This window comes from uncultured Roseovarius sp. (genome assembly GCF_913057115.1).
In the GTDB taxonomy this organism is placed as follows: domain Bacteria; phylum Pseudomonadota; class Alphaproteobacteria; order Rhodobacterales; family Rhodobacteraceae; genus Roseovarius.
The window spans coordinates 1-14,230 of record NZ_CAJXNN010000058.1 but is presented as its reverse complement, the minus strand read 5'-3'; the positions used below and the strand labels follow the sequence as shown (position 1 = coordinate 14,230).

The following is a 14,230-nucleotide window of genomic DNA, read 5'->3' as shown; positions in this document are numbered from 1 at the left end:
AACCGTGTCATCACCGCCGCCGATGCTATCGCCATCTACATCGGTGTAGGCGGCGTCGATACTGTCGTCGCCCGCCGTCCCGTCGACTTCGGCACCCGGTTCTTCATAATCGTCGATGCTGAAGGCCGGGTCGCTCGCGGTCACGTCCGGATCGGTGTCATAGTCCAGCGTTTCATAGCTGCGCCCGGCGACCAGCGGCATTTCCGACAGGGTGTAGTACCCGGTTGCCCCGCCGCTATCGACGCGAAAGGTGATGACTTCAAAGGTGTCGCCGGTCACCGTATCGCGCAGGGTCCAGCTCTCTTCGGCATAGACGGGGGCACCGGTCGAACTGCTGCCGCCAACGGAGACATCCGCCGTCGCGCTTTCCCCGCCCGAAAAGTTACTGTCAATGGTTTGACCTTCGATGCCGCTTTCAGGGTCGGTGATGGTGGCCGCGCCCGATGGGCTGGCCTCACCGGTCCATGTGTCCGTACCCCCAATCGTCCGAGACAGAATGAAAAGGGGGTCGTTGTTGTAGATGCTGACCGTATAGGTGGGCATGGCCCTGCTCCTCACTCGAAATGGGCCGCCGATCTTGTGTCAGCGTGCCCACGAGGACGCGTCCTTGCCTTTTGTGTCCTCGTTGTTCTCGAATTGGATACAGACTGTGCATGGCCGGAAAGCGGAACTTTTCTGGCGAATTTAAGATAAATTCAGGCTGGAGTAAGGCAGCCTGTCAGGTCACCGCAGACCTGTGCCGGTAGGCGTCATCGTCCCAAAGGTCATCCGTCATGACCTCGGACACCACTGCGATGGCGCGGTCGATATCGGCCTCGTCCAGATAAAGCGGGGTGATGCCGAAGCGCATGATATCCGGGGCGCGGAAATCGCCGATAACGCCATGGGCAATACAGGCCTGCATGGCCTCATAGCCATGCTCGAAATGGAACGAGACCTGACTGCCGCGCTGATCAGGATCGCGGGGCGAGGCGAGGGTGAGCATGGGGCAGGTGGCCTCGATACCCTTGATAAAGCGCTCCGAAAGCTCCTGCGCGCGGGCATAGACCTCGGCCACCTCGACGCCGTCCCAAACATCCAGCGCCGCCTCAAGGCTGGCCATGGCCAGCACCGGCGGCGTGCCGACGCGCATCCGGGCCACGCCCGGGGCGGCGCGGTAGGTCTGTTCGAACGCGAAGGGCGCGGCATGACCCAGCCAGCCCGACAGGGCGGGTGCAGTGGCCTCGGCTTGGCGCGGGGCGACATAGATGAAGGCGGGCGCGCCGGGCCCGCCGTTGAGGAACTTGTAGGTGCAGCCCACCGCGAAATCCGCCTTGCCTCCGGAGACATCCACCGGCAGCGCGCCGGCGCTATGGGCCAAGTCCCAGATCGCCAAAGCCCCGACCTCATGGGCTTTTTGCGTGAGACGCGGCATGTCGTGGCGGCGGCCGGTGCGATAATCCACTTCGGTCAGCAGCAAGACGGCCACCTCCTCGGTGATTGCCTGTTCGACCTCTTCGGGGGGCACGCAGCGCAGCTCATGGGTTTTGCCCAATGTCTCGATCAGCCCCTCGGCCATGTAAAGATCGGTGGGGAAATTGCCGGTATCCGACAAGATCACCCGGCGGTCGGGGCGCAGGGCAAGGGCGGCGGCCAAGGCTTGGTAGACCTTGATCGACAGGGTGTCGCCCAGCATGACATGCCCCGGCTCGGCCCCGATAAGCCGCCCGATGCGGTCGCCCATCTGCCCCGGTTGTGCCATCCAACCGGCCTTGTTCCAGCCGGTGATCAGCATCTCGCCCCATTCCTCCTGCATCACCTGCGCCATGCGGGTCTTGGCGGCAAGGGGCAGGGGGCCAAGCGAGTTGCCATCCAGATAGGTGACGCCCCGTGGCAGATGGAAGCGGGATTTGGTGGCGGTGAAATCAGGCATCGTTAACCTTTCGCGGCGAATCGGGGGGAGCCCTTGGTTAATAGCAAAAATGACGGGCTGTATCGCGTCGGTTTCACGTCGGTATTGCGTCGGTATTGGTGGCTGTGGAGGCTTTCGTCAACAGGCCGTGCGCCCCCCATCCCCAAGGGACCGCCCACCCGCCCACCCCGGCCCCTTGGGGATGGGGGCAATGAGCGGGCGTCGCGCGTTCGGCAGGCGGGGGCCTCCGGCGGGAGTATTTTGGGAAAGATGAAGGGGTGGGCCGTCAGAGGCCGAGGGCGGCCCGGGTTTTGCGCGGCAGCTTCGCGGCGATCATGTCGTAGGAGGCTTTGATATGCGCCTTGAGTTCCTCATCACTCAGCCCCGGATCGGCGTGGACTTGTAGCCATTTGAGACCGCGCGAGGCCATGTAGGGGGCAGGGCGGATGCCCGGTTGCTCTTGCAATACTTCGAAGGCCATCTCGGAGGCTTTGAAGGTATAGGCATCCTTGCCGTCGTTCCATCCGGCGATGGCAAAGACCTTACCGCCCAGTTTCCAGACATCCGCGCCGCCCCATTGCACCATGTGGGTGGTCTGGGGCAGGGTCGCGCAATAGGTGTTGAAGGCATCGCGAGGCAGCATCAGACCTGACCACCGGCAATCTCGATGCATTGGCCGTTGACGCTTTCGGAGCCCGGCCCGCAAAGCCAAAGCGCGGCCTGCGCCACCTCTTCTGGCGCGATCAGGCGCTGATGGCGGTTCTGGCTGACCATCATTTCGCGCGCCTTGTCCTCGGAGACACCGGCGCGGGAGCTGATGGCTTCGACATTGCGGCTGACGATGGGGGTATCCACGTATCCGGGGCAAAGCGCGTTGAAGGTGAAGGGCTTGCCCATGTAATCCTCGCTGAGGCCGCGGATCAGGCCAACCAGCCCGTGTTTCGAGGCCGTATAGGCCGAGGCCCCCTTGAGGCCACGCAGCCCGGCGATGGAGGACACGGCCACCACGCGGCCCCAATCGGTGCCCAGCATGGAGGATAGGCTTTCGCGGATGGTCCAGAAGGCCCCATCGAGGTTGGTGGCCATGACCCTGCGCCAGAACTCGGTGTCGGATTTCGGCACGCTGCGCCCCTCGGCGATGCCCGCATTGGGCACGCAGATCTGAACCGGGCCACGGGCGGCGACCGCCGACGCGATGCCATCCACCACCTGCGCTTCTTGGGTTACATCCATGGCCAGCGGGTACAGGCCGGGGGTGGCGACCTCCTGCAAAACCTCCAACCGCCGCCCGGTGATGGTGACCTCTGCGCCTTGATTGGCCAAGGCCCGCGCGATGGCCAGGCCAATGCCGGTGCCGCCGCCGGTGACAATTGCGTGTTTCCCACTGAGCATCCCCGCCTCCCTGTTTGTGTTCCCGAACCGTATCGGCTTTGGTGGGTGAGACAAGGGGGAGAATCCGAGCGGCACCCCTAGACATTCACGAAGATGAATGCGTATCCTGCGCCGCAGAGATTTAAGGGAGAGCACCATGAAACCGATTTTCGCAGCGGCCCTCGCGGCGGCGCTGGCGCTTCCGGCGCAGGCATCCGAAGATATCGCCGACCAATACCCGCAGTCCGAGCTTTACGAAAAGCCGGTCGAGGTTATCCCGCATGTCTTTTCCGCCATTGGCGCCACCGCGCCGCCGACCTATGAGAATTCCGGCCACAACAACAACCTGAGCTTTGTCCTGACCGGTGACGGGGTTGTGGTGATCAACGGCGGGGCCTCTTACCGCTTGGCCAAGGCCCTGCATGACGAGATCAAGGCGCTGACCGATCAGCCGGTGAAGCTGGTGATCAATGAAAACGGTCAGGGGCATGCCATGTTGGGCAATTCCTATTGGGCCGAGCAGGGGGTGGATATCCTCGCCCATGTGGATGCCATCCATGAGATCGAGGAAGAGGGCGATTTCATCCTGCAAGGCATGCAGCGTTATAACCGCGACAAGGCCGAAGGGACCACTGTTGTCGTGCCGAACCTAAGTTTCGAGGACCGCCAAGTGGTGGAAATGGGCGATGTGACGCTGGAGGTTTTGCACCTTGGCCCGGCGCATGGCCCCGGCGATACGCAGGTCTGGATACCGCAGTGGGAGATCGTGATTGCCGGTGACATCGCCTTTCACGAACGCATGCCGCCGATTTTCCCCGGCACCGACACCGACGCATGGATCGACACTTTTGACGGGCCTTTCGCCGACCTTGGGGCGACCTACGTCATCCCCGGCCACGGGCATCCGACAAACATGGCGCAGGTCACGCGCTATACCTCGGATTACCTGCGCGACATCCGCGCCAAGATCGGCGAGCATCTGGACAATGGCGGCGAGCTGGCCGATGCCTATTATATCGACCAATCCGAGTGGTCGCATCTGGATACCTTCGAGGAACTGGCCACCAAGAACGCGGGCCGCGTGTTCGAGGAAATGGAATGGGAGTGATCGCCTGTCCGCGCCGCCCGGCGCGGCAATCGCTCCGGGGGAGCGATTGTGGCGATCACGGGCGGAGCCCAGCCTGTCCGCGCCCACGATTTAGGAGTGTTTCATGAAACGATTGAGCCTTGCCACCCTTGCGCTGGGCCTGTGCCTGAGCGCCGCGCCCGTCCTGGCGCAGGATGATCCGGTGCGCGATGCGGTGCTGGATTACATGGATTTCGCCACCTATCACCAAGGGATCATCCAGCCGCAGCAGTTGGATGAAACGGTGTTCGATGTGGCCACCTTTATCGATGCCCGCACGCCCGAGGAATTCGAGGCCGGGCATATCCCCGGAGCCATCAACATTGACTGGCGCGCGGTTCCTGCGGAAATCGCGGATGTTCCGGGCGATATGATCGTGGTCTATTGCAACTCGGGCACGCTATCGGCGCAGGCAGCCTTTGCCGCGCGCCTGATGGGGCATGAGCATGTGGTCATGTTGCAGGGCGGGTTGGAAGGCTGGCAGCGCGACGGGGTTTATAAACCCGAATGATGAAATGGCTGGATATGCCGCCGGTGTGGCTGCTGGGTTTTCTGGCGCTGGCATGGGTGCAGGTGACGCGCTTTGACATGGGGCTGTCGCTTGGCGGGGGCTGGGCAGATTTTCTTGGCGGTCTCTTGGTGGGCGGTGGCCTTTTGCTGATCGCACTGGCGGTGATGGAGTTCCGCAAGCACCGCACCACCCTCATTCCCCATGAAACGCCTGAACGGATGATCCAGAGCGGGATTTTCAGCCGCACGCGCAATCCCATCTACCTTGGCGATGTCATGCTTTTGTCCGGGTTTATCCTGTCGTGGGATGCGGTTTTATCCTTGCCGCTGATTCCCATCTTCATGTGGGTGCTGGAAAAACGCTTTATTGAACCCGAAGAAAACCGCCTGCGCCGCACCTTTAGGATGGACTTTGCCCGTTACGCGGAGAAAACGAGGCGTTGGTTTTGACCAGATGCGACATTCCTTGCATCGAAACCGGTGGAAAAATGTGAAATAAACCGGCAAAGCTCTTACGGAACTGAATTGCGGGCCACCCTTGGCCCGACGCAACAAGAACAGGAAACGGGGGAAACGACCTTGAAGATCGGAACACCGAAGGAAGTGATGGAGGGCGAAGCGCGGGTTGCGATGACGCCCGAGTCAGCGCTTCAGCTTCAGAAACTGGGATATGACTGTGCCATCGAGGCCGGGGCCGGTAAGGCCGCGGGCTTTGCCGATGCCGCTTACAAAGAGGCGGGCGTCGAAGTCATCAAATCGGCGGCAGCGCTTTACAAGGCCTGCGATATCGTGGCCAAGGTGCGCCCGCCGACGGAAACCGAGGCCAAGCGCCTGCGCGCCGATCAATTGCTGATCTCCTTCTTCTGGCCCGCCCAGAACGAAGCGCAGATGGAGCAATTGGCCAAGAAAGGCACCTCCGTTATCGCGATGGACATGGTGCCGCGGATTTCCCGCGCCCAGAAGATGGATGCGCTCTCGTCCATGGCCAATATCGCGGGCTATCGCGCGGTGATCGAGGCAGGCAACAACTTTGGCCGCTTCTTCACCGGGCAGATCACCGCCGCCGGTAAGGTTCCACCGGCCAAGGTGCTGGTCGTGGGCGCGGGTGTGGCCGGTCTGGCTGCCATCGGTACCTCGACCTCGCTGGGCGCTGTGACCTATGCCTTCGACGTGCGCCCCGAAGTGGCCGAACAGGTCGAATCCATGGGTGCCGAGTTCGTTTACCTCGATTTCGAAGAAGAAACGCAGGATGGTGCGGCGACGGGTGGCTATGCGGCCCCCTCAAGCCCTGAGTTCCGCGAGGCACAGCTTGCCAAGTTTCGCGAACTGGCCCCCGAGGTGGATATCGTCATCACCACGGCCCTCATTCCCAACCGCGAAGCGCCCGAGCTTTGGACCGAGGATATGGTCAAGTCGATGAAGCGCGGCAGCGTGATCGTCGATCTGGCGGCGGAAAAGGGCGGTAACTGCAAGCTGACCGTGATGGACGACAAGATCGTCACCGACAACGGTGTCACGATCATCGGTTATACCGATTTCCCGTCGCGCATGGCCACGCAATCCTCCAGCCTTTACGCCACCAACATCCGTCACATGATGACTGACCTCACGCCGGAAAAAGACGGCAAGGTTAATCATGATATGGAGGATGATGTGATCCGTGGGGCCACCGTGGCGCATGGCGGTGAAGTCACGTTCCCGCCACCGCCGCCCAAGGTGCAGGCGATCGCGGCGCAACCGAAAAAGGAAGAGCCGAAGGAACTGACGCCCGAAGAAAAGCGCGCCCAAGAGGTGGCCGCATTCAAGGCGCAGACCAAGCAACAGGTCACGCTTCTGGGCGTCGGCGCGCTTCTGGTGCTCTCCGTGGGGCTGATTGCCCCTGCCAGCTTCATGCAGCACTTCATCGTCTTCATCCTGGCGGTCTTCGTCGGCTTCCAGGTGATCTGGGGCGTCAGCCACAGCTTGCACACGCCGCTCATGGCGGTGACGAATGCCATCTCCTCGATCATCATTCTGGGGGCGCTGATGCAGATCGGCTCCTCCTCGGTGCTGATCGCGATTCTGGCCGCGCTCTCGGTCTTCATGGCCGCGATCAATATTTTCGGCGGCTTCCTCGTGACCCGGCGCATGCTCGCCATGTTCCAGAAATCCTAAGGAGGTAGGCACAATGGACTTCGGATTTACCATTGCGGCCTACGCGGTCGCGGCAGTTCTCTTCATCCTCAGCCTTGGCGGTCTGTCGGGGCAGGAAAGCGCGAAACGCGCGGTGTGGTACGGCATCGTCGGCATGGCCATCGCCATCATCGCCACCCTCATCGGGCCGGGGCAGGGGCTTTGGCTCCTGTCACTTGTCCTGATCGCCGCGGGCGGCGCGATTGGCTACCAACTGGCAACACGGGTGCAGATGACCCAGATGCCCGAACTGGTGGCGATCATGCACAGCCTCGTGGGCTTGGCCGCCGTTTTCGTGGGCTTCAACGCACATATCGAAATCGGCCGCGTGGCCGCCGCCTTCATGGGTGAGGGGCTGCAATTCCCCCGTCCCGAAGAGGTGACAGCCGAGGCCGTGGCCTTCGCCAAGACCTTCACGGGCTTCGCCGCCATCGTCGCCAAGAAAACCGCCGTCGAGGTGGGGATTTTGCGCGTCGAACTGGTGCTGGGGGTTTGGATCGGGGCCGTGACCTTCACCGGCTCGGTCATCGCCTATGGCAAACTGGCTGGCAAGGTCGACTCGGCGGCGAAAAAACTGCCGGGCGGTCATATCCTGAATGCCGGGGCGGCGGGCCTCTCGCTGATCCTTGCACTCATGTACCTTGGCGGCTCGGGCGGCTGGACGCTGGTGCTGCTGACGCTTCTGGCGCTCTTCATCGGTTATCACCTGATCATGGGGATCGGCGGCGCCGACATGCCCGTGGTGGTCTCGATGCTCAACAGCTACTCGGGCTGGGCGGCGGCGGCCATCGGCTTCAGCCTTGGCAACGACCTGCTGATCGTGGTGGGCGCGCTTGTCGGCTCCTCCGGTGCGATCCTCAGCTACATCATGTGCAAGGCGATGAACCGCTCCTTTGTCAGCGTGATCCTTGGTGGCTTTGGCGGCACGGCAGGCCCCGCGGCCGAGGTCGAGGGCGAACAGGTCGCCATCGACGTTGACGGCGTAGCGCAGGCCCTTGATGAGGCCGACAGCGTCATCATCGTGCCCGGCTACGGCATGGCCGTGGCCCAAGCGCAGCAGGCGGTCAGCGAGCTGACCAACAAGCTGCGCGCACAGGGCAAAGAGGTGCGTTTCGCCATCCACCCCGTCGCGGGCCGTCTGCCGGGGCACATGAACGTGCTTCTGGCCGAGGCCAAGGTGCCCTACGACATCGTGCTGGAAATGGACGAGATCAACGACGACTTCCCCGATACGGATGTTGTCATCGTCATCGGCTCCAACGACATCGTGAACCCCGCCGCCCAAGACGACCCCAACAGCCCCATCGCCGGGATGCCGGTGCTGGAGGTCTGGAAGGCGAAGAACGTCTTTGTCTCGAAGCGCGGGCAGGGGACCGGCTATTCCGGCATCGAGAACCCGCTGTTCTTCAAGGAGAATACGCGCATGTTCTACGGCGATGCCAAGGACAGCATGTCGGCCCTTTTGGGCAAGATCGGCTAAGCCTTGTGGCTTTTGACAATTGGAAAGGGCGCCCCACGGGGCGCCCTTTTCTCATGCACAGTACAATGCGCCGAGGGCCGCGCCCGACCCTGGGTGGGCGCAGCACATCGCAAGGTCTTTGCGGTGCGCTTCAAAGAAGCAATGCCAAACGAGTTTTTGTGACCTCGCCAAAGCGCCCTCCCGGGGGGAGGGTCGGGCGCGGCCCGGGCTGACGCCCGCGCCAAAGGGGTGTTCTCGTGTCACCCACCTTTGATCACACAGGAGCAGCCCATGCCCACGCCTTGTGCAGTATACCGTTGTATCCCCGTAAATCCTTGGTTTGACGGAAAAATTCGGTTTCGCTACAGCCTCTTGCACGTTACCCTGAACGCCAACCCATCCCGGAGAGCGCCCCATGCCGCCCATCGAAGACCATCCGCTGCGCTATCGCTTGGCCAATGAGCTGCACGCGCGGCCCTTCCCCTCGATGGAAGTGCCGACCACCGCCGCCTATCTGGCCATCAAGCGGCCCGAAGGGGCTGCGGCGCGCGACCGGCAGGCGGATATGGACCACCTGATTTCCCTGCTGGACCGGCACGGCGCGGCCCACCCGCAACCGGGGGCGACGCATTTTTTCGGGCGCATCGGGCGGCATATGCTCAAATGGGAAAGCCATACCGAGTTCGTGACCTACACCGCCTTCACCGATGGGCTCAGCACACGGCCCTTCGACCCTGCCGATTTCGAGGTCTTCCCCGAGGACTGGCTGGAGGAAGCCCCCGGAGTGCGGATGACCTCGGCCCTCATTCGCGTCAGCCCATGGAAGGACAAGGACACCATTCGCCAACAGATCGCCGAATGGTTCGTGCCCGAAAGCGTGGCCGTCGCCCGTGTTCTGGACGACGCCGCCGTGGTGGCCGGCGATTTCCGGATTGATCCAGCGGGGCACCTGCGCTTTGCCGTGACCGTCGCTCCCGGCACAGGCCAGCGGCGCGTGGGCCGCATCATCCAACGCCTGTGCGAGATCGAGACCTACAAGGCGATGTCGATGCTGGGCTTTTCAAGGGTCCGCGAGATGGGGCCTCGCATGGGCGAGCTGGACAGCCAGCTCAGCCAAATGATCGGCGATATGACCGGCCAGACGACCCGCGCCGAGGATACGCTCAAGAGCCTGCTGTCCATCTCGGCGGAGCTGGAGGGGATGGTGGCGCAATCCTCGTTCCGCTTCGGGGCCACGGCGGCCTACGAAAAGATCGTCAACCAAAGGATCGAGGTCTTGCGCGAAGAGCGTTTCGAGGGGCGGCAGACATTCTCGGAATTCATGATGCGCCGGTATGAGCCCGCCATGCGCACGGTGAAATCCACCAAGGAGCGGCTCGACGCCATGTCGGACCGCGCCATTCGCGCCGGTGAATTGCTCCGAACCCGGGTGGACGTTGAACGCAGCGCGCAGAACCAAGCGCTTCTGGAAAGCATGAACCAACGCGCCGACATGCAATTGCGCCTGCAAAAGACGGTTGAAGGGCTGTCGGTCGTGGCGATCAGCTATTACGCCGTGTCCTTGGCGGGCTACCTGCTTTACCCAGTGGCGGCTGCGCTGGGGCTCAGCAAGGGGATGATCACGGCGCTGGTGACCCTGCCGGTCGTGGCACTGGTCTGGTGGATGATCCGCCGCATCCGCAAGAAGATGGAGTAGCGGCAGGGCACCGATTTCTTGAAAAGAAATCGGTCCGAAATCTTTCAAAGATTTCGGCTCCGGCGTGGCGCTTACCCGATCACATCCAGCACCGTGCCAAAGGTGATGCGCGCCACCTGCACCAAGTCACTGAACGGCACGCATTCATCGGGCTGGTGACAGCGGCGGAAATCACCTGCGCCGTAGTTCACGCAAGGAATGCCCGCATCGACCACGAAATTGCGCATGTCGCTGCCATAGGGCGGGCCCCATATGCGCGGCTCGGCCTCGCCAACCTCGCGGATATTGCGCGACAAGACCTGCACCAACTCGCTATCAAGCGGCGTTTCCGTCGCCTCGTTGAGATCGACGAATGTTACCTCGCCGCTGATCCCCTCGCGGTCGCCAATCGCCCGCGCCAGCCGGGCGCGCAAATCCTCGCCCACCGCCTCGACGCTTTCATGCGGCAGCATCCGCCGATCGACCAGCATCTCGGCCCGTCGCGCGCGGGAATTATGGGTCTCGCCCGCGCTCACCTGCGTGACCCGTGCGGCGGGGCTGTCCAGCAGGTGATGCTCTTGCTGGCACACCTCGTCGTGCAGCGCCTCAACCTCGGCCATGAACCGTTGCACCACATGCATCACGTCCGGCGCGTCCGTCGCGCTCAGCCCGCAATGCGCCGAGGGGCCTTCCACCTCGACCTTGTACCAACAGGCCCCCCGCGTGCCGGGGCCGATCTGGCAATCGGTGGGTTCCATGGTGATCGCCATATCCCCGGTATAGCCCTTGGCCAGCAGGGTCTTGGTGCCCGGCTCGTCGGTTTCCTCGCCCATCGGGAATTGTGCCATCAGTGTGCCGGGCAGCGCTGCGCCACTGTCATGCAGGGCCTTCAGCATCGCCATGATCGAGGCAAGCGAGCCCTTCATGTCGCAGGTGCCCAGGCCATAAAGCAGATCGCCGTCTTGGCTCACCTCGAAAGGCGGTTTGGACCACCGCGCCTCATCCCCCGGTGGTACCGTGTCCATATGGGCGTTGAGGATGAAGGTCGGACCATCGCCCTGGCCCCGTACCCAGGCCACAACCTGCGGGCGCTCGGGGTCAGGCTCGGGCACCAATTCCACCTCGATGCCCCATCCTGTCAGGGTGTCATGGATAAACCCTGCGCAGGCCGCTTCCTGCCCCGGCGGGTTGACCGTGGGGATGGCCACCAATTTCCTGGTCAGGTCCAAGATCAACGCGGCATCGAGTGCCGCCAGAATGTCGGATTTCGCGCCTGTGCCCATGGCCTTTGTCCCCCGTTACCAAACAAGGGTCACTATGAAGCGCGCTAAGCGGAAGGCAACCCCGCGCGCCGCGCAGAATGCGCGCCTCCGCATAGCACAGGGCAGGGCGGGCCAAAGGGCCGCCGCCTTCGCGCGCCTGCCGAAACCGCAGCAACAGATCGCGGCGGGCAAATCCGGGCAGCGCGGCCATGGCCTGTGGTCCGGGGTGGAAACTTTCGGCAGGCACGCCATTGGCAAAGATGATTTCATGGGCGTCGAACATCAGGTGAAAATAGCGCACCCACCCGCCGCTTTGCCGCGTCACCCATTGGCCATCGACAAGCGCCGCCGCAGGCACCAGCACCTCCGGATGACCAAAGTGCACCTCCACCAGACCTCCCCGGATCAGCATCCGATGCTGGCCCGAAACCTTGAGCGCGCGGCGCACGCCCCATGCTCCCTTGTGAAACCGCACTGGCGCATCCGCCCCTCGCGCGCGTAGCCTTTGGGCATACACCCACCTCAGCGGTTGCAGGCCATGATCGAGGGTATGGACCATGTCACCGGGGCGCAAATACTCCACCAAACGCGGCCCCTCCGCGGTGTCGATCCGGGTTCCGGCGGCAAAACACACCACCTTGGCTCCGTCGATGGACCAATCTGCGGCGGTGTTATTTATGCCCGAATAGTCATCCACCACGACAGAATCGAAGGTGATGGTCTCGATGAACAGCCCATCCAGCTGTGTCTCACTGCCCGGAACGATAAAGGCCCGCCCGTCATCCAATTGCACAAGCCCGATAAGATCGGTGAAACTGCTGCCATCGCCAAGGGTGAAAGTCACGTTATAAGTGATCATCGCATCCAGGGTGGAAGTGATCCCGTCTGCGGTCACGCTTTCGCCGGTGGCGAAGTTGTCATCGCTGGAGACCGAGCCATCGTCATTGGCATCGGTGGCCGTGACCGTGGTCAGGGCCAGACCGTTGCTCGTGTCAAAGCTTTGCCCCACAAGGTCAGCGGCATTCTCGGCAACATAGTTGCTGTCGTCGGTATCCATGACCGGCAGGGTGCCAAGGGCAAGCCATGTCGATGTGATCGAGGTTGGCATCTGACGTCCTGTTGCTGCTCGGTCAACAGGTTTATCGCGCCATGCCTAAGAAACGGTTTAATCGCCTTCAGGGTCTTGCGGGGCCTCCGGGTCGGGCTGCCCCACACCCTTGAAGATAAACTTGAAGGGCAGAATCCAGACCACACCAAGGATAACGTAAATCAGAAACTCGAGCCAGATGGCCGGGCGGTCAAACAGGTTCACCACCGTGACCGCCGCCACAATATAGGCGGGCATCCCAATCAGCAGGATCACAAGGGACCAGCGCTTGCGCGCCTTGTAACTCAGGGCCATTTTACCTCCGATTGCGTCAGTCCGCGAAGGGGTCTGTCACAAGGATCGTGTCATCCCTCTCCGGTGACGTCGAAAGTAGCGCCACGGGGCAATCAATCAACTCTTCCACGCGGCGGACGTATTTGATCGCATTGGCCGGCAGGTCGGCCCAGCTCCGCGCGCCTTCGGTGGATTCGCTCCACCCCGGCATTTCCTCGTAGATGGGCACACAGCGCGCCTGCTCTTCGGCGGCAGTGGGCAGGTAATCCATGCGCTTGCCGTCCAGATCATAGCCGACACAGATTTTCAGCGTCTCGAACCCGTCCAGCACATCCAGCTTGGTCAGGGAAATCCCGTTCACGCCGCTGGTCGCACAGGTCTGACGCACCAGAACCGCATCGAACCAACCACAACGCCGCTTGCGGCCCGTGGTGGTGCCAAACTCATGGCCGCGCTCGCCAAGGCGCTGGCCGTCGTCATCTTCCAACTCGGTGGGGAAGGGGCCTTCGCCGACGCGTGTGGTATAGGCCTTCACGATGCCCAGCACAAAGTCGATGGAGCCGGGGCCGATGCCCACGCCGGTTGCCGCTTGCCCTGCGATTACGTTGGACGAGGTCACGAAAGGATAGGTACCGAAATCAATGTCCAGAAGCGCGCCTTGCGCGCCTTCGAACAAGATCCGCTTCCCGGCGCGGCGCTTTTCGTTCATCACCTTCCAGACCGGGCCGGCATATTTCAAAATCTGCGGCGCCACCTCCAGCAATTGCTCGATCAGCGCGTCGCGGTCGATGGGTTCCACGCCCAAACCTTTGCGCAGCGGGTCGTGGTGCTGCAAGGCACGGTCAACGCGGGCCTCCAGCGTGGCGCGGTCCGCCAGGTCCGCCACCCGGATCACCCGGCGGCCCACCTTGTCCTCATAGGCCGGGCCGATGCCACGGCCCGTGGTGCCAATCTTGCTGCCCTTGCTGGCGGCTTCCTCGCGGGCGCGGTCCAACTCGCCGTGATAGGGCAGGATCAGCGGGGTGTTCTCGGCGATCATCAGGGTCTCGGGCGTGATCTCAACGCCTTGCGCGCGGATGGTCTCGATCTCTTTCAGCAGATTCCAAGGGTCCAGAACCACGCCATTGCCGATGACCGACAGCTTGCCACCCCGCACCACGCCCGAGGGCAGGGCGTGCAGTTTGTAAACCTTGCCGTCAATGACAAGCGTATGACCCGCGTTATGGCCGCCCTGAAAGCGCGCGATCACATCGGCGCGCTCGCTCAGCCAATCCACGATCTTGCCTTTTCCCTCGTCACCCCATTGGGCGCCCACGACGACGACGTTTGCCATGATGATCCTCTTGCATGATGCTGCGGGTCAAAACCCGGCACCGTATAGCG

At 62.6% G+C, this 14,230-nt stretch carries 13 protein-coding genes and 1 pseudogene; 6 read left to right on the top strand and 8 right to left on the bottom strand.

Going from position 1 to position 14,230, the window contains the following annotated elements:
* The 4 genes and pseudogenes from QZ498_RS16285 to QZ498_RS16270 all read right to left on the bottom strand — a co-directional run.
* Positions 1-543: pseudogene (locus tag QZ498_RS16285) on the bottom strand (type I secretion protein); the annotation flags it as partial.
* A gap of 175 nt (positions 544-718) precedes the next feature.
* Entirely contained in the window at positions 719-1,912 is a 1,194-nt protein-coding gene (gene kynU / locus QZ498_RS16280; protein ID WP_294624145.1) for a kynureninase, read from the bottom strand.
* Between the two features lie 265 nt (positions 1,913-2,177).
* Positions 2,178-2,531 (bottom strand): MmcQ/YjbR family DNA-binding protein, encoded by a 354-nt coding sequence (locus QZ498_RS16275; RefSeq protein WP_294624148.1) that lies wholly within the window; start codon positions 2,529-2,531, stop codon positions 2,178-2,180.
* A 2-nt stretch (positions 2,532-2,533) separates the two neighbouring features.
* On the bottom strand, positions 2,534-3,283 hold the full coding sequence (locus tag QZ498_RS16270) for an SDR family NAD(P)-dependent oxidoreductase (RefSeq protein ID WP_294624144.1): 750 nt from the start codon (positions 3,281-3,283) through the stop codon (positions 2,534-2,536).
* A 136-nt stretch (positions 3,284-3,419) separates the two neighbouring features.
* Between QZ498_RS16270 and QZ498_RS16265 the strand changes: the two genes are divergently transcribed.
* The 6 genes from QZ498_RS16265 (at position 3,420) to QZ498_RS16240 (ending at position 10,225) form a co-directional block, all read left to right on the top strand.
* Complete coding sequence (locus QZ498_RS16265) at positions 3,420-4,370, top strand: MBL fold metallo-hydrolase (RefSeq protein ID WP_294624143.1); 951 nt, start codon at positions 3,420-3,422, stop codon at positions 4,368-4,370.
* Positions 4,371-4,473: 103 nt separating this feature from the next.
* On the top strand, positions 4,474-4,899 hold the full coding sequence (locus tag QZ498_RS16260) for a rhodanese-like domain-containing protein (RefSeq protein ID WP_294624141.1): 426 nt from the start codon (positions 4,474-4,476) through the stop codon (positions 4,897-4,899).
* The gene (locus QZ498_RS16255; protein WP_294624147.1) at positions 4,899-5,348 is read left to right on the top strand and encodes a methyltransferase; all 450 of its coding nucleotides are present in this window, start codon (positions 4,899-4,901) and stop codon (positions 5,346-5,348) included. Before QZ498_RS16260 ends, QZ498_RS16255 begins: the two co-directional genes overlap by 1 nt.
* A gap of 129 nt (positions 5,349-5,477) precedes the next feature.
* Positions 5,478-7,052 carry a Re/Si-specific NAD(P)(+) transhydrogenase subunit alpha gene (locus QZ498_RS16250; RefSeq protein WP_294624139.1) on the top strand — a complete coding sequence of 525 codons (1,575 nt, stop codon included), beginning with the start codon at positions 5,478-5,480 and terminating at the stop codon, positions 7,050-7,052.
* Between the two features lie 13 nt (positions 7,053-7,065).
* The gene (locus QZ498_RS16245; protein ID WP_294624137.1) at positions 7,066-8,550 is read left to right on the top strand and encodes an NAD(P)(+) transhydrogenase (Re/Si-specific) subunit beta; all 1,485 of its coding nucleotides are present in this window, start codon (positions 7,066-7,068) and stop codon (positions 8,548-8,550) included.
* Between the two features lie 394 nt (positions 8,551-8,944).
* A complete protein-coding gene (locus QZ498_RS16240) occupies positions 8,945-10,225 on the top strand; it encodes a DUF3422 family protein (protein ID WP_294624135.1) in 1,281 nt (426 codons plus the stop codon).
* 71 nt (positions 10,226-10,296) lie between these two features.
* Here QZ498_RS16240 and QZ498_RS16235 read toward each other — a convergent pair whose 3' ends face one another.
* Genes QZ498_RS16235 through QZ498_RS16220 form a run of 4 tightly spaced genes read right to left on the bottom strand, consistent with a single transcriptional unit; the run spans position 10,297 to position 14,180 of the window.
* Positions 10,297-11,412, bottom strand: a complete 1,116-nt coding sequence (locus QZ498_RS16235; protein WP_294624146.1) for a M20/M25/M40 family metallo-hydrolase — start codon at positions 11,410-11,412, stop codon at positions 10,297-10,299.
* Entirely contained in the window at positions 11,351-12,574 is a 1,224-nt protein-coding gene (locus QZ498_RS16230) for a Hint domain-containing protein (protein ID WP_294624133.1), read from the bottom strand. Before QZ498_RS16230 ends, QZ498_RS16235 begins: the two co-directional genes overlap by 62 nt.
* 57 nt (positions 12,575-12,631) lie before the next feature.
* Positions 12,632-12,868 (bottom strand): DUF2842 domain-containing protein, encoded by a 237-nt coding sequence (locus tag QZ498_RS16225; RefSeq protein ID WP_294624131.1) that lies wholly within the window; start codon positions 12,866-12,868, stop codon positions 12,632-12,634.
* Between the two features lie 16 nt (positions 12,869-12,884).
* On the bottom strand, positions 12,885-14,180 hold the full coding sequence (locus tag QZ498_RS16220) for an adenylosuccinate synthase (RefSeq protein ID WP_294624129.1): 1,296 nt from the start codon (positions 14,178-14,180) through the stop codon (positions 12,885-12,887).
* Between the last annotated feature and the right edge of the window lie 50 nt (positions 14,181-14,230).

Bases quoted from the DNA above. Each gene is read 5' to 3' on its own strand.
- kynU (WP_294624145.1), bottom strand. From the start codon at position 1,912: ATGCCTGATTTCACCGCCACCAAATCCCGCTTCCATCTGCCACGGGGC.
- QZ498_RS16245 (WP_294624137.1), top strand. From the start codon at position 7,066: ATGGACTTCGGATTTACCATTGCGGCCTACGCGGTCGCGGCAGTTCTC.
- QZ498_RS16255 (WP_294624147.1), top strand. From the start codon at position 4,899: ATGAAATGGCTGGATATGCCGCCGGTGTGGCTGCTGGGTTTTCTGGCG.
- QZ498_RS16265 (WP_294624143.1), top strand. From the start codon at position 3,420: ATGAAACCGATTTTCGCAGCGGCCCTCGCGGCGGCGCTGGCGCTTCCG.
- QZ498_RS16225 (WP_294624131.1), bottom strand. From the start codon at position 12,868: ATGGCCCTGAGTTACAAGGCGCGCAAGCGCTGGTCCCTTGTGATCCTG.
- QZ498_RS16260 (WP_294624141.1), top strand. From the start codon at position 4,474: ATGAAACGATTGAGCCTTGCCACCCTTGCGCTGGGCCTGTGCCTGAGC.
- QZ498_RS16230 (WP_294624133.1), bottom strand. From the start codon at position 12,574: ATGCCAACCTCGATCACATCGACATGGCTTGCCCTTGGCACCCTGCCG.
- QZ498_RS16220 (WP_294624129.1), bottom strand. From the start codon at position 14,180: ATGGCAAACGTCGTCGTCGTGGGCGCCCAATGGGGTGACGAGGGAAAA.
- QZ498_RS16240 (WP_294624135.1), top strand. From the start codon at position 8,945: ATGCCGCCCATCGAAGACCATCCGCTGCGCTATCGCTTGGCCAATGAG.
- QZ498_RS16270 (WP_294624144.1), bottom strand. From the start codon at position 3,283: ATGCTCAGTGGGAAACACGCAATTGTCACCGGCGGCGGCACCGGCATT.